The organism is Lewinellaceae bacterium (assembly GCA_020636105.1).
In the GTDB taxonomy this organism is placed as follows: Bacteria; Bacteroidota; Bacteroidia; order Chitinophagales; family Saprospiraceae; genus BCD1.
Map to the genome: position 1 here is coordinate 1930683 of JACJYL010000001.1, position 24703 is coordinate 1955385.

Genomic DNA, 24703 nt, shown 5'->3' on the forward strand with positions numbered 1-24703 from the left:
GTAATACCTACTCTATTAATGGGTTTTCAGCATTCCCCAACGAAATCAAATTTCGATTTACAACGTTGCCCCAACAAAAATGCTTACCAACCGTGCAAAAATCATGCATCCAATGAAATAATTTTAAAAGAGCATTTCCTCCTTTCATATTCTTCCTATCCTCCATACTCAAAACTATATCAAATTGAAATTTAATTTCATTTTCGTAGTAATATGAGCATCTTTCTCTACAATAACATATTTCGGCTCCAAAGGACTTCAAACCATCTAAAAGGTTATAGACTGTTCGTAATGAAACGTCTAGTTTTCTAGCTAAATCCTTTGGAGATCCTGTAGCCTTCAACCTAATGAGTTGGTCTAATCTTTCCAATTGTCTAAGCTGATCGATTAACTTTGTCATAAATGGTGTTTTAGAATTAAATGGACTAAGAACTATTTATTCTTAATTAAATCATGTATTTGCTGAAAAATTCGTTTTAATATGCTTTTATCTTCTGTGATTAGGTTAACATTGCCACTCATGTTTTGATTGAAAGGTATTGAAATATTATAGGTGGTTTTTAAGGAATCTATTGTTTTTTTGTAAAATTTGTTTTTTAAAGCCAATCTTACATTGTAATTATAGCCTGTTTCTGTTTTTTGAGGTATTGCTGCAATTTTCACCACTTCAGCTTCAATTGAACCATATTCTTTATGGGGCCATTCATCAAGAAAAATTTGTCCTGAGGTTCCCATTTGAATTTTCCCTGAACCAGTTACTGGTAATTGACAATATGCAAATACTTTATTATTATTATTTTTTGGTAATAAAATAGTAAAAAGAAGTTCTTGAGAATTAACAGCCATTTTATTCCCTATTGATGGATTAAAAATAATTTTCCCCGCGATGGGCGCAGAAATTAAAACTGCATCTTTCCACCTTTGGATTTCACCTTTCAGGGCTTCACATTGTTGAATTATAAACATGGCTTTCTCATGTTTTTCTTTTTTATAATTGTTTCTTATGTTGTTTTTTTGCGAAACTAATTGTTCTATTTTCATGTCATTTTGGATTCGAGATGTTTGTATTTGTTCAAGATTTCTTTTTTGAACCAAATAGGATATCTCTGCTTTTTCTTTTTCCTGTTCACTAATCACATTCTCCTGAAATAGTTTAAGTTCTCGTTCAAAATCCTTTTGGACCAACATGGTTTCAGCTTCAAAAATTTTTTCTTGTTTTAGCAATGAGGTATTCAGCCTCTGCAATTGAAGAATTTCATCAGTTATTGAACTTATTTGTTCCTTAATAAATACATCATCATTCAGGTATTTAAGTTCCTTTATCGTTTGTGAAAGTTTGGCAAAAGAGGCTTGCATATTACCTAAAATCAAATCTTTATAAGTGAAAGTATTAGGCAATTCTCCAAATGACTCAGAAGAACGTAAAGAGTCAACAATATTTTCCATAATTAATACATCTTCTAATTTGGCCGAATTTTTAATTAAAGCAAGCACATCTTTCTCCTTAACCATCATACCATCCTTGACAAAAATTGAATCAAGTATTCCAATACTAGGAGCAACTATCTCGGTTGGTGCATTTTCTGTACGTATAATCACTTGCGCTTCTAACTTATCAGGATATTTTATTATAGCACTTAAAACGATAAATACTAAAGTACCAAGGAATATGACTGATATTCCAGAGTGTAAAATCCATCCAGGAGGATTTCCGAGCATTTCCTGAATCTCGTCCTGCTTACTGACTTCAATTAAGTCACTATTTTGTTTAATTTTTAAATTTGACATATTAGTTCCCTAATTCCAATTGGTTCTTAACTAAAAGAAAATATTCCCCTCTTTTTTTAACAAGGGAATCATGATTTCCGGTTTCAACAATTTTGCCCTCTTGTAGAACTATTATTTGATCTGCATTTTTAACTGTGCTCAATCTGTGAGCAACAATAATGACTGTTCTTTCTTTAAAAAATGTTTCAAAATTCTCCATGATTACTTTTTCATTATTCGCATCCAACGAATTAGTCGCTTCGTCAAGAAAAATAAATTCAGGGGCTTTATAAACTGCTCTAGCAATAAACAACCTTTGTCTTTGTCCCTGACTAATTCCATTGCCTTTGGACCCAACCATAGTGTTATACCCACTAGGTAGACCTTCAATAAATTCCCTTATATTAGCAACTGTTACCGCATCCATCAATTTTTGTTGATTAATTCTTTCACTGCTCTCTGTGATATTATTGGAAATGGTATCTGAAAAAATAAATCCATCCTGTAGCACCACTCCACATTGATCTCGCCAAGATTTAAGTTTAATGCTTTTTAAATCATTGCAACCAATTCTGATTCTCCCTTTTGTTGGTGGATAAAAGCCAAGTAATAGTTTTAATAATGTTGTTTTTCCACTTCCACTGGTGCCGACAATTGCTGTAATTTTGCCTCTTGGTATTGTAAGGTTAATGTTTTTAAGCACCCAATCTCCTATTGGAGTATATCGAAAAGAGAGATTTTCTATGGTAATATTACCGTCCGGAATTTCAATAGACTTTAATTCTGAGTCGTTTTCCTCATTTGAAAATGTGTGAATTTCATTTAACCTTTCAAGGCTTATTTTCGCATCTTGAGCTGACCGAACAAATCCAATGAATTGTTGTAAAGGTCCATTGAGTTGCCCTACAATATATTGTATTGCTAACATCATACCTAGGGTCATTTCTCCGTTGACCACAGCTTTCGCTGCAACAAAGGTTATTAAAATGTCTTTTAATTGAGTAATCGACAAAGCACCACCATCTTGATACTGGGCTATTGATAAAGAACTAATTTGTACTCTAAATAACTTAGCCTGGATTTCTGCCCATTTCCATCGCCTTTTTTGTTGACTTCCTTGCAATTTAATTTCAGGCATCCCTTGGATTATCTCAATCAAAGAATCTTGATTTAAGGAAGCTTGTTGGAAAGTCTGATAATCTATTTCTTTCCGCTTTTTTAAAAAAAATAATATCCAAAAAACATATAGTGTAGAGGAAGTAAGAAAAATTAAAAAAACAGGAATGGAATAAATTATTAAAATAATCCCAAACACTAAAAAATTAAATGCTGAAAGAATGACAGATAAAGTTGATTGTGTAAGAAATGATTCAATCCTTCGGTGATCATTAATCCGTTGAAGTAAATCTCCGGTCATTTTAGTGTCAAAAAAACCAAGAGGCAATTGCATCAACTTAATTAGAAAGTCATTAATCAAATTAACATTAATTCTAACCCCTATATGTAAAAGAATCCACCGTTGAATGAAACTAACAATTGTTTGGCTAAAAAAAAGCATGAGTTGACCAAGCAATACAAGGTAAATAAAGCCGATATTTCGATTCTGTATTCCAATATCAACAATTGACTGGGTTAAAAAAGGGAAAATTAATGAAAACACAGAACTAAGAACCAACCCAACCAATAATTGAATCATGAGTCTTCGGTAAGGCAGAATGTAGGTTTTTAGAAAGGATAGGCCGTTATTCGGAATATCAACATTATTGTTTTTATGAAAGGCTAATCCTGGTTCTAGAATCAGGAGAACTCCTTTTCCGTTTCCTGAAATCCAATGCTTTTTAAACTCTGAGGTCTTAAGCGATATTTTACCGGCCGTTGGATCTGCTAGCCAAACCTTAGTGCTAGTAACTTTATATACAACAATAAAATGGTTCTGGTTCCAATGTGCAATTAGAGGCAATGGTGCACCTAACAAACCTGGAGAATTTTTATTTTCACCGAATGGAACTTTAACTGCCATCGTTCTGAAACCTAAGTTTTCAGCAGCTTCACTTATCCCTTTTAAACTTACACCTTCCCTATCCAAATAACATTTTTCCCTCAAGTAATGGAGGCTAAATGATTTGCCATAAAATTTACAAATCATTTTCAAGCAAGTCGGGCCACAATCCATTGCATCGAATTGTCGAAAAAAGGGGAATCGATCGTATTTCATTTGATTTGTAGTTTTTGAAAATAATAAACAGTTTTTTGTAGGGACCAATAATGTGGTTTTCTGTCAAAATCGAGATAATTCAAACATCAATCAAAAATAACTGAAATTGCTCTATTGAAAAAAACCTATGAGGCTAGCTCTCCTCGGAAAGCCAACCTATTAAAAAGAATTCAAAAAAAAGTGAAATAAAATGAAATGAAACGTCTTCATCTCAATTATACAGTCATTATATTCAACTATACAACGGTCATTTGGGGAAATTAAAATTTACAATATTCTTTCTATTTGCATAAAGATAACGCGAAATGGGATTATTATTTCAGAAAAATAAAACATTTAACATTCGTTAAAATAAAAGATATTTTTAAATAACTTACTTACCTGTTTGAAAAGTATTTTGTCCACTGAACTTCAACCATTTTTCATCCCATACTTTTTAATTACAAAATTCAAAATGAGCTAAGACTGCAAACAGGCTTTTCTGCTCGATTCCCGCAGACATTTAAAACCTCTTCATAATAACAGCCATAAATACAGTGCCAAAATTCAATCAACAATAATAAATGATTGAAATAATCATATACACCATTTTATTTCAATAGCCCGATGGTGAAATCATTTTTAACGAATTTACTTATTAGGATATTGGAGTTTTGTTATTGGAATAAATGCTAACCCATCTGGAAGGATTTCATAATATGGGAAAAGCAGGTCTTATAGGAAAAAGTTCTTTTTATTTTCTTGTGGATGCAATTTTTTTGCACAGTTAAATGGCATTTTTGTCTCAACAACGTTGTAAACCGAAATCTAATTTCGTTGGGGAATACTGAAAACCCAAAAACAGAGTAGGTATTAACAACTTAGATTTTAATCATGAAAAAGTTAAAATTGAAAAAAAAACTTTCTCTGAACAAAGAGACAGTAACAATGCTTGACAAAGATGATGCCGCCACAATTAAAGGGGGTAACGATGGTGGGTCCTGCTGGTGTATAACCACAACAACGAGTGCCTGCCTTGCCGGAACATTAGAAACTTGCGAGACATGCGATACAGGCTATGGAGTATGTGTTTGCAGAGCTACAGAACTATGCACACCTACAAACAGCTAATTGCTAATTAGCTAACAAACCTTCGAAGGCCATATCCAAAAACTTTGGAATGGTCTTCATTTCTTCAAGTCTTAATTAACATTGAGAACAAGTGGTTTTATTTTAAATAAATCAAATGGCAGTTTAAAAATATTCCCTTAAGAATTAAAAAATTACCTGTTTAATTAGACCAACTAACTTTTTCATCGATATTTTGAAGTAAATCAATGAACCAACTAACTAAAAACCAGCAACTAGGTTGAAATAATAACAGCCCTGTAATATATTTTTGATATCAATGCACCTACCTATGCTTAAACTAGGCATCTTGGATTTTGGAGTAACAAGATCCGACAAAAAAGCTTCCGGGGTTTTATCTGATTTATTTGAGATTGTGCCCATTGCAGAATCATTAGGCTATAATAGATATTGGTTAGCTGAACATCATACTCAAGATGTTGCGTGGAATAGCGCAGACATGCTGATTGGGCTATTAGCTGCCATTACTGATCGGATCAGGATCGGTGTGGCAGGAAAACTCCTATATTACAACAATCCCCTACAATTAGCGCATAACTATAATTTAATTAACTTTTTATTTAATAATCGAATAGATTTGGGTATTGCTAGAGGAATAATTTTACCCCAAAATCTAGGAAGGCTCTTTCTCTGCGAAGAGGATCTCTTATATAAATCCCCCCATTTAGAACTACTTGCAAAGTATGAAAAAAAAATTGAACTCTTAGTTTCTTACCTCAATAATGATTTTACTTCATTGCCAGACCTATCAAATTCTTTAATACCACAATGGAACAACCATCCTATTGACTTATGGGTTTTAGGCTCAAGTAAAACCAGCTTACCTTTTGTACTCAAACATCAAATGAATTTTTGTCTATCAACTTTCCATCAACAAAACAACTACATTGAAATTATAAAAACTTTTAAAAAGCAATATGCTGAAAAACACAAAAAGAAAATAAATCCAGTAGTAGCTGTTGCAGGAGTTTGTGCGGAAACTAGTAAAGAGGCAAATGAAATTTTCAAAAACCACCCACTTAAAAATAACCTTTTCCCATTTATTGTTGGATCCCCAGATGAGTGGAAAGAGAAGCTTTTTGCACTGGAAAAAGAAATTGAGGTTGAGGAAGTAGTGATTTTAGATATGTGCAACAGCATTGAAGAAAAAGTTGAATGCCTTACTCTTTTATCAAAGTCCTTTAGTTTAAAGGATCAACTTCAATAATCGATTTAATAAACATGATACTGTATTGAAAATCTTTAGCATTTGTCTGTGAATTATTGTGCAATCTAGGTTTGAAATACAATAAAAAAGATACAAAGAGGCATATGAAAAGTTTAACCAGTTTTCAACCTGTCATGAGTGAATACGCAGATGAAATCTTGAATATTATTAACAAGATAGAAAAAGTTCTTTGGCAGAATTATTCAAAAGAACCATTTGTTGGGCTTCACTCTGGTACCGGAGGAATCATTTTGTTTTACGCCTATTGGGCAAAATTCTTAAATGAGGATAGTTATTCTGACAAATTAATGAAAATTTTAGAATTCAGTATAAACAATTTTGAAAAAAAAGAAGCCCCATTCAACCTATTCCGAGGCTTAGGGGGATTGGGTTGGGTAATTGCTCATTTAAAGAAAAAAAACTTTATTGATGCAGACCTAGACATTGTCTTGAAGCTAATTGATGAATCAATTATGACTATTATGCTCTCCCAGATAAGAAATAAAAATTATGACTTTTTACACGGTGCTTTAGGAGGACTTCTTTACCTTATGGAACGCTATAATGCTGAAGATATTAATGATTATTTCTTATTGATAATCAAGGAGTTAAAGAATGAATCATTAACCGATGACGGTAATTTCTTGTTAATTGACAATAGAAAGTCTGAGAAGGGAAAAACTGGATTCAATTTAGGTTTGGCACATGGAATTCCTGGGTTTATAGCTCTATTATCCATAGCAATAAAAGAAGGAACTAATCTTAAAGAAATGAAAACCTTAATAAAAAAGAATGTTGCTTGGCTATTACAGCAAAAACGTGGCGTAAATGATTCCAGTATTTATCCCCATCGAATACCATATGGCGACAAAGATTTTGGACAAATTGGCTGGTGCTTTGGTGACTTAGGGGTTGCAAGTTCTTTGTACTTAGCAGGTGAAACTTTAAATATTGAAGAATGGAAAACGGAAGCAATTGATACATTTAGATTTAATTCTCCTATTAGGCACAATATTCGTAATATCATGGATGCAGCAATTTGCCATGGTGCAATCTCACCAGCTCATCTCTTCAATAGAATCTATCAAAAAACAAAAATTGAAATATTTAAAGAAACCTCCCAGTTTTGGTATAAAGAGGTATTTAGGTATAAAAGTTTTAGGGATGGACACGTAGGATTTAAATCATATAATGTACCCCAAAATAAATATTTAAAAAATCTTGATTTACTAAGTGGTCTAACAGGGATAGGGTTGAGTCTAATCTCATCAATTAGTAACATTGAACCAGAATGGGATAGATGTTTACTGTTGTCTTAGTTTTAACTCTTAATACAAAACAATCCTTTTCCATTAAAGAATTCCCAAAAATAAAAAATCTGAGATCCATGAAAAACTACAATTTAATAAAGCCCTTTATTCTTCGAGTACCATCTTTTCCATTAAATAAATTATTTGAGTTTTTAGACAAGGAATCTAAACTTCATAAAACTGATAAATTTCTTTTTGATTTATTTTATTCGGACTCATTACTTAATGAAGCATTATATATAGCATCTCCAAATTCTCATCAATCATTAATTGATTATATTGAAAAGGGACACATTTTATCGAAGAAAAAAGAAAAACAACTAATGTTAACTCTTTTAAAGTATTTCATTAGGATTTGTACAAGATGTACACCCTTTGGGTTATTTGCAGGAAGCTTAGTTGGGCATTTCGATAATCACACCAAAATTATTTTACATAATTCCGATTATAACAGAAGGACCCAACTAGACATGTTATATACATGTACTTTAGGAAATTTCATTTTGAAATTTCCTGAAATCAAAAAAAAACTAAAATATTATCAAAACTCTTCAATTTATAAATTAAATGATCGATTAAGGTATATTGAATATGAAAATAAAAATAGAAAAAGGCAATTTAAACTTAGTTCAATAGAATATGACGAATATATCCGTAGTGTTTTAAATGTATGCAAAGGTGTAACTGATTATTCAGAGATACTAAAACATATAGAAAATTTTGGAGTGGAAACATCCGAAGCCCAGGATTATTTAAATGAATTAATAGAAAACCAGATTTTAGTAAGTGAACTTGAACCAAATCTTACTGGAAACATTTATTTTAATCAGCTACTGTCAAAACTTGAATATTTAAGATCCAATTATTCCCTTCCTCAAGAATTGCTTTCTCTCTCAGAAAAACTAATAAGTGTACAACAGCTTTTAATTCAATTGGATTCTTCAGAAGAAAAAATAAATGTCCCAAAATATAAGCAAATACATAAAATTCTTTCAGAAGCTACCATAACGGACAAATTGGAAGAAAAATACCTTTTTCAAGTTGACTCTAATAAAAAAGCTCTTGAATGTAGTTTGAAAAATAAGATTGCTGGAAAAATAAGACAGGGGATTCAGATCCTATATAATTTCAATCAAGTTAACAATCATAAATTAAGTAATTTTAAAAACACTTTTATTAAAAAGTATGGTTTTAAAGAGATGCCTTTGTTACAAGTTTTAGACCCTGAATCAGGAATTGGATACAATCAACCTGGTGGAGATAGTCAAGACAAAGACCCAATCCTTGGAGGAATAGCTTTCACCGATAATTCAATTAACAATATAGAGTGGGATGCTATCCAGAAATACCTTTTTGACATTTATTTAAAGGCTTTACAAGATAAAAAATATGAGATTGAATTGGATCAAAATGAAATATCAAATTTTGCAAAGAATGTGCCTTCTTCCCAGCCAGATATTATTACAGTGAGTGGAAGCGTAATCGACGATGGTAATAAAGTTTTCATTAGGGTTGTCGGTGGAGGAAGTCCTGCATCATTACTAGGTAGATTTACTCATGTTAATAATAATGTTGATTCGTTAGTTAAGGAATTAACTTCACATGAACAGAAAATCAATCCCGACAAAGTTTTTGCAGAAATAATACATTTACCACAATCAAGAACAGGAAATATTTTATTTAGGACAATTATAAGACCGCACGAAATTCCTTTTTTAGCAAAACCTTCCGTTAATAATGAGTCTGTGGTAAGCTTAGCGGATTTATGGATAAAGATTTCAGAGTCTAGAATAATTCTTTTTTCAAAAAAGCTTGGAAAGGAAATTGTACCAAGACTATCAACGGCACATAGTTATAGTTTTAATTCTTTAGATATTTACCATTTTCTATGTGATATGCAATATCAGAATATCTATCAGCCTTTTCACTTCAACTGGGGAAATTTATCAAGAGAGTATACTTTTTTACCAAGAGTAGTTTTTAAGGATTTAATATTATTTAGAGCTACTTGGCAATTGAAGAAAAAAGATTTTATACAAATCTTACCCCCTAAGAAGGGAAATACTACTAATAGAATTCTGGTAAAAGAATGGAGAAAAAAATGGAAGATTCCAAGATACATTTTATTTACCGAATCTGACAATGAATTACTTATTGATTTAGAAAGTGAGGTTTGCCTTGAATTATTTAATAAATTAATAAAAAATAAAACAAAAATTATTCTTAAAGAATTTCTGTTTGAACCTAGCGACAACCTCGTTGTAAAAGATCAAAAGAATAATAGATATACAAATGAATTTATCATGTTTTTTGAGCGTAATAAAGCCAATCTAGGGTCGAATTTGACAAACTTGAACAATGTAGTTGAACCTCATGAAAATGTTGATAGGAAACTAGAGTTAGGAAGTAATTGGATTTATTATAAAATTTATGTTGGATATAATTGGGCTGACCATATTTTGATCAACATTTTAGAACCTTTGGCAAAAAAGCTCATAAAAAACAACATGATTGATTCCTGGTTTTTCATTAGATATTCAGACCCAGAGTTACATTTAAGAGTTAGATTTAAATTAAAAGATGTAATTTTTTTAGGAAATGTTGTTAGAATTATTTTTGATCAATTAAATGAACTTGTTAAAAAAGACATAATTTGGAAAGTGCAAACAGATACCTATGAGAGAGAATTGGAAAGATATGGAAAGGATTTAATTGAATATGCAGAAAAAATATTTTTCCATGATAGTATGTCCACTATTATTTTTTTAAGGTATTTGAAAACTACACCCAACAAGGAAAATCTGAAATGGATATATGCAATTGCTCTAATTGATCGATTCTTATCAGATTTTGGACTTAATTTAATTCAAAAATTGAGAATTATTGAAAGTGCTAAAAATGAATTCAATAGTAAAACAGGTATTAATAGTAATTTTTCCAAAGTAATTGGGAAAAAATATAGGGTACATAAATCCACAATTCAGGATGTAATTGAAGGTAAAAACATTTTTGAGGATGAAATTTTAACCCACCAGTTATTACAAATTTTAAATGAAAAATCTAAAAGAATTGTTCCTATTGCAAGAGAATTAAATAATTTCAAAAAGGTTGGGTCATTTGATAATTGGTTGTTCAGTTGTATTCATATGATGGTAAATCGCCTTTTTAGATCTCGTCAAAATGAATACGAACTATTAATATATAATTTGCTATTTAAGTATTACTCTTCAAAATATTCAAGGCAAAAAAATACCACTTTAGATTAACTCAAGAAGAAAAATTTATTGCAAAGAAGTTCTCCACGATTTGAAATTTAAAATATTATGACCAATAAACCTAACTTGTACAATTACCATTAATACCAAAACACCAAAATCCTGGTTTAAAAAAAATAAATATGATAACAATAGAATAAAAAGAATAATACTATTAACTAATGAATAATAATAAACAAATTGGCTATTATTTTTCTTATAAAGAGCAAGCATATAAACAAAATGCAATGGATTTAGCCAGAGTAAATCAAAATTATTATAAGTTGGATGATGGGATGTAAAAAACCAAAGGAATAATAAAACCAACCCTGAAAGCCCACACAAGAAAAAAAATAATAAATCTAACCAAATTATGTTTAGTATTTTTCGATATTCTAAAATTGAGGAAACTAATACAACTAAAATGGCCATAAATAAAAAAATATAATTATTATTCCTTTTTAAGTGATCAGGTTGTTCTATTAAAATTTTAGTTTGCTTTACTAATCTATTTTCTCCAATCTTAGCAAATGAAAGTGCTTTAGAAAAATTATCCGGTAAAAAGCTATAATTTTGAAACGATGGTGCTTCATTAGTCTCCTCTCCAAAAACTATATTTATACCAATAGTTTCCAATGCTCCTTTAGGTAAATGATCATTTATATAATCTCGATAACTGTAATTAGGATCAACAAATGAACTGTCATAAGTGATATTTCCTTTTAAACCTTGATCTAAAATATCTCTTACCTTAGTTGTACAATTATTAAAAAGAAAATCATAGGTATAAAACCTATTCCGGGGTTTACAGGATTCGTTAAGCAGTCTATAGATGTTATTCACCTGAATATCATCAAGGTTTAGAACTTGTTTATAGACAGTTCTTTTTTCTCGAATATATGATATTAAAAATCGGTCAAATTCATTTACCGAAACATAATATTTTAAAGACCCTCTAATAAATTTTAAATAGAAATTTGGAGTATCGAAATTAAAAGTGCCAAAATTATAAACTTTGTGAAAATTGGTTGCTGGATCATATATTTCAATAGCAGTATGACCAAAAGAAGAATATGTTTCTTCACCTGGACCGCAGGTAAGAATACTTACTTCAGATTTATTTGATAAAGAGACTCTTTGACCTTTAGCAATGATTACAGAAAAAGGAATTAGAAAAAAAAGTACACAGATTTTTTGATAAGGAAACATGTTATTTTGTTTGTTTCAACAAGGTAATTTGTCGCATCAAAAGACAGTATGGGAATAAAGTCTATAGTTCAGCCATAAATTAATAATAAATTAACACGATCACTTCGAAAGGTCTTTAATTATTATTGTGAGTACAGTAAAATGGCAGAATCGCTATTTGATTACTCTATAAAATAGCCTTATCCATATGATTACCTAAACCTTCCTCTTTTCTTGTGAACCTAAAATCTATTTTTTCGAATCATATACAGAGCACGGTTTTGTAAAAACTAAATTTATTTAGGCCCTTCCCCCTACTCTTACCTCGATAATTGCATCTTCTAATTGTCTATACATTATCCAGTCTCTTGGAGAAGCCATTTGTTTTCGAGCTCGGTCCAAATTGGTTTCAGCTTGATTTATATATAGGGATCTAAACTTGCTATTATCCAAATAATGAAAAGACATTCGGAGGTTATACCACCCCAATGTGTCATAGAACCTACCTTGCCATACGGCCTGATAAGGTTCATAATCCTTCAATTCTTTTACATAAGGAGGTAATTGTTTAAATTGATCAGAAGACCCACTCTTTGTAATGTAATATATATAGTTATTTAATGCATATAAATAATAAGCTAGGTAGTAATGTTCATCCTCTCCGCCTGCCTCTTTTTTTTCTTTGATAAAATTATAAGCTTTTTTGATAAATAACAATGCCCCATTTATAAAGAACTTATTATAATATTCCTCATTAATAATTGATTCCCAATTTTTAGAATTCATCTCAGGTATTTCCCTGTATTTATTATTTTCGATTTCTAACATTCTATAGTACAAATATGCAATACCAATCCAAACCTTATAATTTTGGTCCTTTTTACTAAGGATGCAATTTATTATCTTTTGCGTTTCCTCCACTCCTTTTTTATTTCTATAACAAGCGATATAGGCTCCTGCATAAATAAGAGCTGTTTCATACCTATTTTGCATATCAAGAGGGTCAATTTGAGAGCATAACTCAATAATTAAATTATACTTTTCAAGCAACCATGATACAACAATACCTTGTAAAAACCTTTCAGCTTTTTGAGGATTATCAATTTTGGTAGACAATGAGGACAAAATATTATATAATGCAGGAGAAGTTGAATCTAAACTATCTTCAATAAGCGCTTCTGTTAGTTGCTGTAATTGAGGTAGCTTCCTTTGATCAATCCCGAACCTAATTAAAGCGAAATCCCTATATATATTTATGGAGGACGAAAGGAAATTTTGACGAAGAATTTTTTCGACATCCTTATCAACAGATCTATAAGCCCCAAGGATTGCTCCCAATTGACGGGAACGTTCCAAACTGTACTGAGCGCTTTGTAATATACCAATCAACTGTGCATCAATCTTTTCTTCGACTTCTTTTAAATCAAAATCAGTCAAATCCATCAAATCTTTCAAATCTTTTGCTAAGCTTTCATATGCTTTGTTTTTAATCCAAATTTCTTGGGTTAACTTGATTTCTATAATTTCTCGAATGCTTTCTTCAAACCGGCGTTTAGTCTTATTAAAATTGTTTTCTAATTTTCCACTCTTCTCCACCAATGAAGAATACTCCTCTTGAATTAATTTTCGAATTAATGGACGAGAATCTTGAAGATTTTTAAAAAAAACTTCGGTGCCATCATTAACCGTAAAAATGGGCTCAAGAACAAAATACAAGGCATCGCGAACTATTGGAATTAGGTGAGAACCATTAATATCAATATCTTTAATCTCATAAGAGAATAGAAATGGATTTTCATTTCGGATTATTTCTATTGCCCTACGAACAACAGGGCTGCTTGCAAAAAATACAGGCAAAGGATTATTAGTGGAATCTTCATTATACTTATTTAAAAGTTCTTGCAAATGATAGAAAGCCAAAGAGTCATAAAAATTATTAGCAATTCGACCAGGCCTTGCTTGTTCAAACCCAGAATTAATGACCCTAAACAATTCATCATCTTTTATTTCTTCAAATTCACTTTTTACAGCGGACAATTCAATTATTTCATTGTCTTGAAGGTACTTTAACCTGCCTTTCCAAAAAGGAAATTCTTTAAGCAGAAAATCTATTCGTAATAATTCAGGACTACTTTGCACCAAGTCATTAACATAGCTATCAATATTTGAAGCAATTTGCCCCAATTGAAAATTGTTTGTTCCTCTATCAAGTAGATAAAGGACATCATTTACTACACCTTTATTTTCTTCCTGGTTTTTTGGAGATTTTAGGTCAATTGAATGCCTATAAATTTTATTAAAAAATTCAATTTTATGAGGCTCCAACATTTTGATAGGAGCAGGGAGATATAATTTTAAAAAAACAAATGAATAAATCAGATTTTGCAAATGATCTTGTTGATAACGAGCATAATCAAATCCCATATTAGTTTCATAGGCCATTGCTCCCTGTATCAAATTTACCAAATCATAAGAATCAAAATAATATTGTAAATTAAGTTTCTTTTTCAATCTACGCTTTTCTTCGATCAATTGAATTGTATAGCTGTTGCTTATTTCGGTAATATTTAGTTCTTCATGGTCACTAAATAATAATTTAAAATTGGAAGAATTCTTTGGTTCCATAAGTTGGGAAGTTATCGATTATAAATGTTTAATTATCATCAAGGTCTTTGATTTCGTTAAAAAAAAATTGTTGTTCACTCTCACCTTTTTTCATTAAATCGGATTGCATTTCATTAAACAATTGAAGGCCAGCATTTTTCTTACCTCCTTCCAATAAAATACGAGCCTGAAAGTATTTTACGTCTTTTGATTTTGGGTATTTCTCCAAAGTTTTCTTGATTATTTTTTCAGCCTCCCGAAAATCCCCCATTTCAAAAAGACAATTACTAAGTTGTATCCAAGCAGTTTCTGAATTCTCATTAATATTTAGTGCCTTTATAAAATTTCCTTTTGCCTTAATATATCTTTTTTGGCCTAAATAAGCTTTACCTAAATTAATCAAGCCATCAAAATTGTTTGAATCTGACCTCAATACATTTTTGAATACCTGAATAGCCTCTTTATAGTTGTTGTTGGCAGTATCTACATTGTTATTAACTGTAGCCTCTTCTGCTTTTTCCAGCAATTTTTTTCCCTGTTCCATTGAGATATTTGATAAGAATTTCAACGGAAATTGACTAAAATTTAGCTCCTTAAATTGAACCATTCCTAATAACCGAAGATCCTCCAGAAACTCGGCAATATTTGCAAAAATTCTTTTAAATGAGACAGGACTGATATTCTCTCTTTCTCCCCCAAAAAATAAATTTTCCCCAGCTGAAATGGAATAATTATAAGGGAGGAAAGTCTTTTCAAAGAAATAATTCTCAATATCAATTTCTTGATAGTTCATTTCTTTAAAAGGTTGAAATAGGTTTGCAAGAAGAAATGAAAATGTGTCCAAAAATTTTCGGGTCCATTTTTCTGCCTCATGGTGATTAACATCTAATCTAGATAGGATTGGAATAATGTAATTATCTCTATATCCTTTCTTCACATAGTTGTGTTGTAGAATTTGATTAATTATTGTCAAACTACCATGAAAATTTTGGTCATTTGGACTAATTAAAATAATATTTACATCTGGTAGTAATACATTACTTATGCCCAAATAATCGCTCGATCCAGGTCGACTATCTATAAAAATATAATCGTAATCAAAATCTTTCAACCTTTTCTTTAATTCTTCAACAAAAATAGCCCCATCGTAATCAAGTAAAAATTCCGCCCAATTAAATTCACTCAACCGAACTGAATAATCTTTCAAATAATTTCCAGCCGGGATTAAATCAATTTGCCCACCTTTTCCACTTTTTGCTAAAGGCTTTATATTATCACTTCCAATAGTTTTTAAATCTTCTTTACTAACTTCCTCCTTACTGCGCATTATCCGCAAATGATTTTCTAATAATTCTAAAGTCCCATTTACCTTAACTTCGTTTTCGGCAAGACCAAAATATCTATGTAGTCCGGGAGCCTCAAAATCCCAATCCCATAACAAAATCTTCCTTTGTTTGTAAAAACATAAATAGGCTGCAATATTTGCGCAAAGCTGTGTTCTACCAGCGCCGCCCTTATAGGAATAAAATGAAATATTCATATATTTTTAAAATTCATTTTACGTAAATTCTCAGATTCAAAACTGACCCCCTTTATTAATTTGTTTTTAATGGGAAATTTCCTTTTGAAAATTTCAATCAGCTTTCGGTGGAAATCGTAACGATCACTACTATTTCGACCATAAAAATCATATATATAGTCAAATTCAACGTTTTTCCCATCTGTAGAATCATTATCCATGAAAATATTTTTTTTCCGACTCAATTCAAAAAATTTAAACAAATCAGTTCGATTCTTTTCCGCAATCTTTTTTAACTTTTTTTTCAACTCACTACAAATAGGAAGAATAACAGCCCCTGACATCCTGGTATCAAACTTTTTAGCTAATTCTTTATTTTCGGACGAAATTGCCAAAAGGTCTATTATGGCTATTGTTTTTTGAATATTTTGAAATAATTCATAATACTCGTTGTCAGGCAACTGACCATTTGAAAAATGGCATTCAAATCTATATCCTGATTTATCTCGAAACTGATACAAAAGCTCCTCAATTGTGAGGGAAGCTAATTGTGGATTTTTTTGGAAAAATGGCCGCCAATATTCCAAATTAGAATTATGGTATCGATTACTTGGAATTTTTTTAAAAAGGGTATTATTGTAGTTTAATTTAATTTTATCCTTAGTTGCTGTAAGAATAAAAATTGTAGTTTCAATAGTTTTATCATTTACTACGGGAATTAAATTCCATTGCTCCAGATAGGAAAAATGATCCAAACTTTCATCTATAATGTCTGTGGTTATTATTGTTGGGGTGCGTTGATTATTAAATGCATCATTAAAATCCTTCAAAAACTCTATAACTTTAGTTTTAGTAACATTCAACCTTTCCCATCCTTCTAAAATAAGTAAATATTTGGGTGAATAAGTCAATGTTTGAGAGAACAACTCAATTCTTAAAGATTCAAGAAAAGAATCAGATGGATTAAAAACCTTTAAATATTCCCAAGCAATATATCTAAAAATTGTGGATTTGGAGGAGGTTTTTAGAGCAAACTTTTCTAAATCTTTACCGGAGATATAAATTGTTGTAAATTGGTCCTCTTCCTTTACAAACCTTTTCCAAAGCCGGTAACAATATTCACTTCGTTGATTGTTAGAGCCTCCAGTTAAAATAACTGAAAATTGGTTCTTCTCAATTGAAAAATCCAAAGCTTCTTGAATTGGAAAGGTAGATTTTTCATCGACTTTAATATGTGGTGATTCAATAAATTCAACTGTTTCTAAGGCGAACAGTTTTTCAAAAAGTAGCCGGGAACCACGAATAAGTTGCTGACTTATTGAATAGCCTGCTGGATTTATTAAAAACCGAAAATTAGAATCCTTTGAAATCAGACTAGGGATTTGATCTGTTGAAATTGATTCATTTGCCAATCTATTAATCGTCTTGTTTGAAGCTTCTATTATAGAATTTCCTGATGCCAAATAAAAATAAAACCATTTTGTGAACAATTCTGCATGATCTCTATTTAAAAGTTTGCTTTTTCCAAAAGCGAAGCTTACCTTTTGCGAAAGCTTTTCAGCCAACAAAAAGGAATGACATGCTGTTATAATTACTCCCTTTATTTTCGGCACATAAAGGGAAATTTGACCAGCGATTGGATCAACTTCAGAATATTCACGCGCACCATTTGATGATTCAAAAACAAAAGGTGAAATTTCATTTCCATGTCCAATTAAATGGAGTAAATCGGGCTTATGTTTTTCAAGCGCGATGGAAAATGTATCAATACTTGCCGCTAATTCAGATTTAACCTCAAAAATATTTGATTTTTCAGCAGTGCTTATTCCGGTTTTGATTGCCTGAGAAATCCTATCACTTCGAATATTTGAACTACCATCAGGATTAGCAGTGACTGCAAGAATTTTGATCTTTTCTGGGCTATACATGGATCATTTATCATTTCTCAAGTAATGAAATATGTTGAATTGAAGCGAGGCTTTTAGTTTGCTCAAGAAGTTTAACTTGCTCTTCCTTAGACATCCCATAAGGAAATTCAATTTCCATCCCTTCTTTATCAACCCTGATTTTCACTATGGCAGTTTTCTGGGAAGATTCCTTTTCCAATTTCTTAGCGATAACTTGAAATAACCCGTTGATAAGAGTTGTTAAGACTTGAATACCACCTGTAATAATAACAGTCGCAATAACTGGATCTAAAGCCATACTATCTTTATCCTCCTTCTTAAGAAAAACCTCATAGTCATCACTTTTAGGTAATTCTTTTTTCAGTCCAGATAATATTTCATTTGGAGAAAGGAAATTACTTACTATTGGTATCAAAAAATTTTCCATTACTGTATTCGGTTTAAAAGAGTTAACAAAATTTTAGACTTTGGGAAGCCCTACATGCAAATTACTTTATCTAAGAATATCTTAAGAAACTCATTTTTTATCGATAAGCACATCATAAAAATATCCCCATGAAAAAAAAGCTCATTAAAACAAATATAACTATTTCTTTAATACTTCCATAATATGAGGCTTAAAATGAATTACCCAAAAGTTTTTCATAGACTTTTACCCAAACTTAGTAATTAAATAGACAGTATCCTATTAAGTGTGTAAATAAAAAATAGAGGGCTTCACCGGCACCAAAAACATGAAGGTTTAATTCACCTCTTTTTGCTTTTCCTTTTATTTCATTTATCCATCTATGTTTTTTGTTAGATGCTTTTAATAAATCTTTTGACAAATCAGTAACTAATATAATATATGGCTTGCATAACCTTCCTGAGATAAAATTAAAAAAATCATGATTTTTCCACTGGCTGATAAAGCTCATGGCTTTTGAATAGCCTGAATAAATATTAGTCCCTGAACCATCAGTTTCAATAATTGGAAATTTGGCAATTGAGTCAACTTTTGACGGGGGAAGAAAAACTTTTGCTGTATCATTAAAAACAATTAGCCCAACCGAAAAGTCTTTTGGTAAATCTGAATCTCTTAATCTTTGTAGAAATGATTGCAAACCTCTATTGACAGACTCTAACTCTGAAGACATGGAGTAAGAGTTATCAATAAGAAGAACGCATAAATATTTCAATCGTTTTGGCATTAAGTAATAATTATAACAACATATCAATTATTGTTTGTTGCTAATTGAAAAGGAGTTTTCAAGAAAGTGTATTCATTCACATATCGGATTTATTCAAAGTATCAGACATCACTTAAGGGATTACCCTCATTCGTATTGTCATTTTTCATATTAAACCGGATATCTAAAAATTCCTTAATAGCGGAAAAATTTGGAAATCTTGATTTATTTTCAAGACCAAAAGATTTCAAAACATCTACAAAAATTTTACTAAAATGAATCATGAATTCATCTGATTTTAAGGCTTCGGTAGGAAAATAAACATAACAGTCTTTCTCCTCCATTTTTATATATTTATTAAATGTTTTTTGGTATGATTCGATGTTTTCTGATTCTGTTTTAGTTGGGTCAGGTGAAAACTCCTGGTTTGCTTTATAATTCACAACAAAATTCATTATCACCAGAATTATTTGCCAATCTAGCCAACCCTTTTTTCTTAAATCATTAACTAACAAAGAAAACTGGTTGTCTTGTTTTAATTTTTCAATTGTTAGGTAGATATTCTTTTTTGTATTCTTAAATCGATTCCTAATATGCTCTAATGCAATCTCTTTATCATATTTATAACTTAAACCATCTTTCCATTTCATAATATCATTATCAGATGGTAATCCCAGTGAACAATTTACCTTATTGAAAAATTGCCTTTGGAAATTGTTAAATCCATCTTCCTTGAAAATTGATCTATACATTCTTTGATAAGAATTAACAGAAAGTGTTTTAGTTGCTAAATCGAAATCTTTGAACAACTGTTCAAAAAGGTTACCAAATTCTACTTCTTTCAACAAACTAATTTCATTTAACAAATATCGAAGAGAGGTTGATATTTTTGCTGTATTGAAGTTTATTTCCTTTGGGTCAGCACTGTCAAATTCATTTATATAAACTTTCCATTTATATTGTTGATTTGAAGGTAATTGTGTGGGCGGTAAAACTTTATCATCTATTTTTAGTTCAATTACAATGTCACCTTTGATTAAATGGAAATCTAAATCTGAAAGGGCTATTTCGACTAATAATATTTGGAGAATAGCACAAAATTCTTCTCCAATTGAATTACTTAGATAATCATTTGAAAAGACAATTTTCCACAGAATTCCTAATGCTTTAAATCTAATAGTCCTTTCTTTTCCAATATCATTAAATGGGTTGTCTGTTAATCGACTTTTTAAATATTCTTTTAGTTTGGTTTTATCTGAAAAATCTACAGCTAACTTTTCAATAATAGGATTTACAATTTCATCTTTAAACTTACCTGTTTCTTGGATTTTTGAATTGACAAAAGTTTCAAACTGCGGCGAAAATTTATTCATTGAATAAAGGATAGCAGCAAAATCGAAGATTGTTTTGAAATACATGTCCTCAATGTCAACTTCACTTTTTGGAGGATTGAACTCATAAAGCGACTTAATATAATAGTAAAAATCGTGCAAAGCATTCATCCAAGAACCTTGTTTGAAGTCTGCATGAAAGAGCAATCCGAATGAATCCGAAATTCGTTTTAGTAAGTTTTCATCACCATGATTGCTGCTTGCCCATGCCCCGCAAATCGCATAATACTTGGCAGCCAAATTCATCCCAAGAGCAGAATATAATTGAGCAATATTGATTAACCCCAATACGTAACCTTCAACAGTTTCCTCCTGATACCATAAATCTTTCGCTTTATGAAAATAATTTAAGGCTCTTAGAATTAATTTGGGATTATCATTTTTTAGATATGCTGCGCCTCTTTCAACAAATGTCTTTGCACTTTTGTAATTTCCTTCTCTTTTTTGAATTACTCCATCAAATTTTTGAGAGAGCTTTTCGAGGGCTTCTATTAGCTTATGGTTTTTGTCAGGCGAATCAGAAATATATAACTTAATATATCTGTTTAATCTGCCCCCAAGTAGTGTAACGTCATATAGGTTCGCAGAATCAATATAATTCCATATGTTTTTTCCATGTTCTTCAATCTTTTTCACAATTTCATCTTGGTCATACTTACTACTCATAAATAAATAATAACTAATGAACAATTCATTTAGATGACAAATCTGATTTGGATTTGGATTAGAATTACCAGTACATCTATCATTCAAGGTTTCATAATATTGGTGAAGCCATTTTTCCCATTCATCAAGTGTTAGCTTAACTTTTCCATAAGCAATAGCTGAGAATACAATGAATAAGAGACTTTGAGCATCTTCTAATTCTGAGGCACTTTTAAAATCTGAAAAATCATTAAAATAATCTTTGATAAATATTTCTTCTCCTGTCAAATCACCTTCAGGAACAGAATGGTAATCTATTGGTCTAAACTTTAACCACAAATATTCATAGATAGCTTTTTTCTTTAATTCATTAGGAATAGCAAGTTTATTTATATAAAAATCTAACAACCTAAACCAATCACCATCATGGCTAGAGAGATACTTATTCCTTCTACAATATCTTGTAGCTGAAAGGATTTCAAAAAACTCACCTATCAAAAACGTATCTATTTTTTGCACTGGTTTCCATGCTTCATAAATTTCAGAATACCATTTATCATCTTTTGTTCCTGATGACAAAAGGAGTTTTTCCAATTTAGAAATAGTTAGCTTTCGTTCATCCGGTTCTTGTTGAGAAGCCTTTATGGAAACCTCTTTATAAAGTATTCCGAATATGGCATCCAAGTTTTCTTTTTGCATTGGAAATTGTGAGGAGAGTAGTAACGTATTTATCTTTTCAATTGTCTGAACAAATTCATCATTAGATGATATATCTGAGAAATTCCATTTAATTTTTTTGGTAAAATCTATCCAGTCTTTTAAGTTAAGATTTTTGAAGACTTCAGCAGCTTCCTTTACTTCTTTAAGAATTGTCAAATTTTTTAAAAGTTCCTTTTGTCTTTTCTGGACATATTTAGAAACAATTTCTCTTACTTTTTTTAGACATTTGTACAATGTACCGTTTTTTAAATTACCTTGATTAAATACCCATTCTCTCAACAAATCGGCATCATTATCCTTGTGTTTTCGTGCAACGGTTGTATTTGCCTCAAAGACAAATTCTTTTTCTAAGTAGAGATAATCAGTCTTCACATGGAGCATAAAAAAATGAAAAATACATTTCTCTATTTCTTCGCTTTTAAATGAAAAACTTGATGAATATAGTTTTAGTTGTCTGAATTTTACTGACTGTGTAGGAATGCTTTTTTGAAAAATATCTTCTTCATAATCGCAGTATATTTCCTCATCAATTGAATGGATATAGTTGTAAACCCAAGTTTCAAGTGTTTTCAATTTTTGGTATTCAAACCCTCTTATTGTAGCACTTGCATCGGTGTTTTTTGAAAAAATATGAAGTTTTGATATGCTCATTAGTTTCGCAATTAATTTCATGGCAAATGAATTGCCCTAATATGATTTTGGGAAATTGTGTATGGAAAACCCTTTTTAGTTTTGTGATTCACGATTTGCTTACAAATCCTCTCTCTGAGGGAAATAGTATTTCAGATTACTCGGAAATTCCTTTATATCAAGGATTATACTATCTAAAGTATTAGCAACTCGTCTTTTTTCATTTCTTGTCAAAGAATCAGAAAGTACATTGTTGGAATTGTCAGGAGATACTACTCGTTTGTGCTCAATATTATCACGAATATATTCCAAAGAGAGTACCACCCGTTTATTAATCTCTTGAGGGATACGGCCATTATGAGAAGAAAAGGCAGCCAGGATCAATTCTTTTATTAAAACCGGCTTCAGGGGCATTTCTTCTTTTACTTTTAAAACTTTAAGTAAACTAACAACATTTGCCTTTGCTTTTTCTTGAGCGCCAAAATATGCCTGCTTATGTGGGTTCATTTTCACTCTGGAGGGTTTGCCAAACAATCCAGACGGATTTTCATAAAGGTTATAATCATTTCCTCCTTTTTTAAAATTCGTTCGTCTTGCAGGAACTACATCAATACACACCTGTTCGCCAAGAATATTGAAAATTAAACCGATTGACCTTCGCTGTGGGCGGACCTCAATTAAAGAAGAGTCTTGAAAATTTTCTTTAAAATAATTAAGTGTTGTAAGATACATTTCCTCTAAAGAAGAAAAGCTGTTTTTTTTGAATTTTATAAGAATATCCAAGTCTGAAATTCCACTTAATGCAGTTCCTTGAGGTATCGAACCCTGAAATTTGGGCTTCCCCAATAACATTCCTTTAAATGTGTTGTATATCTTATTTTTAATGCTAAACCCTTTTTTCATGGTAGCTTGGTCAACACTATCTAATTTATAGGATGCCAAAACACCTTCAAGATATTCAATTTCGTCAAAGTCCTCCTCGTCTAATTCTTCTGGAGAAAACAAGGAACTTATTCCTATTATGGTAACAGAAACTCCAAAACCAATGGCCGCTCCTTTTACCCCTGTTCCCAAAAATTGAACGAAGTCGAATTTTTCTTGTTCTCCATTTTGAATTTTTGTCCACTGCTCTAATCCATTAATGATTAACCCCGCCACGCCACTTGCAATGGTGAGGTCTTTAATAATTTTTTCACTTTTCATAATTATATTTCATCATCAATCGAAAAATTGATTGCCTTTGAGTATTCGTTTAAATCAATAGCCGCGACTGTACCAATACTCTGTTGGAGGTAACGCATCAGTTGAAAAAAGAAAGTGACCAAGGAGGTGTCTGGTTGACTAAATTCAACTGATTTTAATTTTCGCATTGAATAGTATAACTGAATTCTTTTTTCAAAATTTTGTTCTTTGGTATCCTCCTGGCCTTCATAATCAACATAGAAACTACCGTAGGTGACAGTACACCCCATATCAATTGTTTTTAGCCCAGTTAATAATTTCAAGTGAGATTCTATTGTTTCATTCTTCTTGATTTCATTAGTACTTGTCAGAATACCGCCAATTATTTTGGTCAAGGGTCTTGGGGAATATTGTTTACCCCGATCAATAATATTGGTTGAAGTTCTTTTTAGTTTACGGACACTTTCAATTTTCCTGCCTGCATACTCAATATATGTTATTGATTTTCCTTTAACTCGTACAGAGCCTTTAAGGTCTGGTTTTACCTCAAATACGGCATAAACGCCTTCTGCTGGGATGTAATGAATTCCGTTTTGCGTCAAGACAAATGGTGTATATTGCTGGTCATAAATAACGAGGTCAATTTGTTCGCTCAACTGCCCAGTGCAGTCAATAATAATCGCCTTATCTACGCAATAACGATTTGGCAGATATTTTCTTAGCCAATCAATCCAAGTATTTTCAAGTGAATCGCCTTTAGAGGAAGGGTGATTAATAAATTCCCGATTGGTGTTCAATTGGGCAATCATCTGATCTTGTAATCCAATAAATAGTTCTCTTATATTGATGTTATTTCCCATCTGTATT

At 31.1% G+C, this 24703-nt stretch carries 15 protein-coding genes; 3 read left to right on the forward strand and 12 right to left on the reverse strand.

The window, feature by feature from the left end:
- Positions 1-7 precede the first annotated feature (7 nt).
- The 3 genes from H6571_07140 to H6571_07150 are packed head-to-tail and all read right to left on the reverse strand — an operon-like array spanning position 8 to position 3982.
- Positions 8-400: an HTH domain-containing protein gene (locus tag H6571_07140; GenBank protein ID MCB9323501.1), complete on the reverse strand. Its 393-nt coding sequence runs from the start codon at positions 398-400 to the stop codon at positions 8-10.
- A 32-nt stretch (positions 401-432) separates the two neighbouring features.
- Entirely contained in the window at positions 433-1788 is a 1356-nt protein-coding gene (locus tag H6571_07145) for an HlyD family efflux transporter periplasmic adaptor subunit (GenBank protein MCB9323502.1), read from the reverse strand.
- A gap of 1 nt (position 1789) precedes the next feature.
- Positions 1790-3982, reverse strand: a complete 2193-nt coding sequence (locus H6571_07150; GenBank protein ID MCB9323503.1) for a peptidase domain-containing ABC transporter — start codon at positions 3980-3982, stop codon at positions 1790-1792.
- A 1417-nt stretch (positions 3983-5399) separates the two neighbouring features.
- On the opposite strand from H6571_07150, the gene H6571_07155 reads away from it, so the two are divergent.
- The 3 genes from H6571_07155 to H6571_07165 all read left to right on the forward strand — a co-directional run bounded on the left by H6571_07155 (position 5400) and on the right by H6571_07165 (position 10893).
- The gene (locus H6571_07155; protein MCB9323504.1) at positions 5400-6317 is read left to right on the forward strand and encodes an LLM class flavin-dependent oxidoreductase; all 918 of its coding nucleotides are present in this window, start codon (positions 5400-5402) and stop codon (positions 6315-6317) included.
- A 104-nt stretch (positions 6318-6421) separates the two neighbouring features.
- Positions 6422-7636 carry a lanthionine synthetase C family protein gene (locus H6571_07160; protein MCB9323505.1) on the forward strand — a complete coding sequence of 405 codons (1215 nt, stop codon included), beginning with the start codon at positions 6422-6424 and terminating at the stop codon, positions 7634-7636.
- A 68-nt stretch (positions 7637-7704) separates the two neighbouring features.
- A complete protein-coding gene (locus H6571_07165) occupies positions 7705-10893 on the forward strand; it encodes a lantibiotic dehydratase (GenBank protein MCB9323506.1) in 3189 nt (1062 codons plus the stop codon).
- 15 nt (positions 10894-10908) lie between these two features.
- Here the strand turns inward: H6571_07165 and H6571_07170 are convergent, their stop codons facing one another.
- The 9 genes from H6571_07170 to H6571_07210 all read right to left on the reverse strand — a co-directional run bounded on the left by H6571_07170 (position 10909) and on the right by H6571_07210 (position 24696).
- Entirely contained in the window at positions 10909-12090 is a 1182-nt protein-coding gene (locus tag H6571_07170; protein MCB9323507.1) for a DUF4105 domain-containing protein, read from the reverse strand.
- A gap of 279 nt (positions 12091-12369) precedes the next feature.
- The gene (locus H6571_07175; GenBank protein ID MCB9323508.1) at positions 12370-14694 is read right to left on the reverse strand and encodes a hypothetical protein; all 2325 of its coding nucleotides are present in this window, start codon (positions 14692-14694) and stop codon (positions 12370-12372) included.
- Positions 14695-14722: 28 nt separating this feature from the next.
- Positions 14723-16213, reverse strand: coding sequence for an AAA family ATPase (locus H6571_07180; protein ID MCB9323509.1), 1491 nt, complete (start codon positions 16211-16213; stop codon positions 14723-14725).
- Positions 16210-18120, reverse strand: coding sequence for a hypothetical protein (locus H6571_07185; protein ID MCB9323510.1), 1911 nt, complete (start codon positions 18118-18120; stop codon positions 16210-16212). The genes H6571_07180 and H6571_07185 overlap by 4 nt, the downstream gene beginning before the upstream one ends.
- A 10-nt stretch (positions 18121-18130) precedes the next feature.
- Positions 18131-18526, reverse strand: coding sequence for a hypothetical protein (locus tag H6571_07190; GenBank protein MCB9323511.1), 396 nt, complete (start codon positions 18524-18526; stop codon positions 18131-18133).
- Between the two features lie 235 nt (positions 18527-18761).
- Positions 18762-19235: a VWA domain-containing protein gene (locus H6571_07195; GenBank protein ID MCB9323512.1), complete on the reverse strand. Its 474-nt coding sequence runs from the start codon at positions 19233-19235 to the stop codon at positions 18762-18764.
- A gap of 155 nt (positions 19236-19390) precedes the next feature.
- Positions 19391-22696, reverse strand: coding sequence for a DUF4297 domain-containing protein (locus tag H6571_07200; protein MCB9323513.1), 3306 nt, complete (start codon positions 22694-22696; stop codon positions 19391-19393).
- A 78-nt stretch (positions 22697-22774) separates the two neighbouring features.
- The gene (locus H6571_07205; protein ID MCB9323514.1) at positions 22775-23857 is read right to left on the reverse strand and encodes a hypothetical protein; all 1083 of its coding nucleotides are present in this window, start codon (positions 23855-23857) and stop codon (positions 22775-22777) included.
- Between the two features lie 2 nt (positions 23858-23859).
- On the reverse strand, positions 23860-24696 hold the full coding sequence (locus H6571_07210; GenBank protein ID MCB9323515.1) for a hypothetical protein: 837 nt from the start codon (positions 24694-24696) through the stop codon (positions 23860-23862).
- Positions 24697-24703: the final 7 nt, after the last annotated feature.

Coding starts and splice junctions, on each gene's coding strand:
- H6571_07140 (MCB9323501.1), bottom strand. CDS start 400: ATGACAAAGTTAATCGATCAGCTTAGACAATTGGAAAGATTAGACCAA.
- H6571_07145 (MCB9323502.1), bottom strand. CDS start 1,788: ATGTCAAATTTAAAAATTAAACAAAATAGTGACTTAATTGAAGTCAGT.
- H6571_07150 (MCB9323503.1), bottom strand. CDS start 3,982: ATGAAATACGATCGATTCCCCTTTTTTCGACAATTCGATGCAATGGAT.
- H6571_07160 (MCB9323505.1), top strand. CDS start 6,422: ATGAAAAGTTTAACCAGTTTTCAACCTGTCATGAGTGAATACGCAGAT.
- H6571_07165 (MCB9323506.1), top strand. CDS start 7,705: ATGAAAAACTACAATTTAATAAAGCCCTTTATTCTTCGAGTACCATCT.
- H6571_07170 (MCB9323507.1), bottom strand. CDS start 12,090: ATGTTTCCTTATCAAAAAATCTGTGTACTTTTTTTTCTAATTCCTTTT.
- H6571_07175 (MCB9323508.1), bottom strand. CDS start 14,694: ATGGAACCAAAGAATTCTTCCAATTTTAAATTATTATTTAGTGACCAT.
- H6571_07180 (MCB9323509.1), bottom strand. CDS start 16,213: ATGAATATTTCATTTTATTCCTATAAGGGCGGCGCTGGTAGAACACAG.
- H6571_07185 (MCB9323510.1), bottom strand. CDS start 18,120: ATGTATAGCCCAGAAAAGATCAAAATTCTTGCAGTCACTGCTAATCCT.
- H6571_07190 (MCB9323511.1), bottom strand. CDS start 18,526: ATGGAAAATTTTTTGATACCAATAGTAAGTAATTTCCTTTCTCCAAAT.
- H6571_07195 (MCB9323512.1), bottom strand. CDS start 19,235: ATGTCTTCAGAGTTAGAGTCTGTCAATAGAGGTTTGCAATCATTTCTA.
- H6571_07200 (MCB9323513.1), bottom strand. CDS start 22,696: ATGAAATTAATTGCGAAACTAATGAGCATATCAAAACTTCATATTTTT.
- H6571_07205 (MCB9323514.1), bottom strand. CDS start 23,857: ATGAAAAGTGAAAAAATTATTAAAGACCTCACCATTGCAAGTGGCGTG.
- H6571_07210 (MCB9323515.1), bottom strand. CDS start 24,696: ATGGGAAATAACATCAATATAAGAGAACTATTTATTGGATTACAAGAT.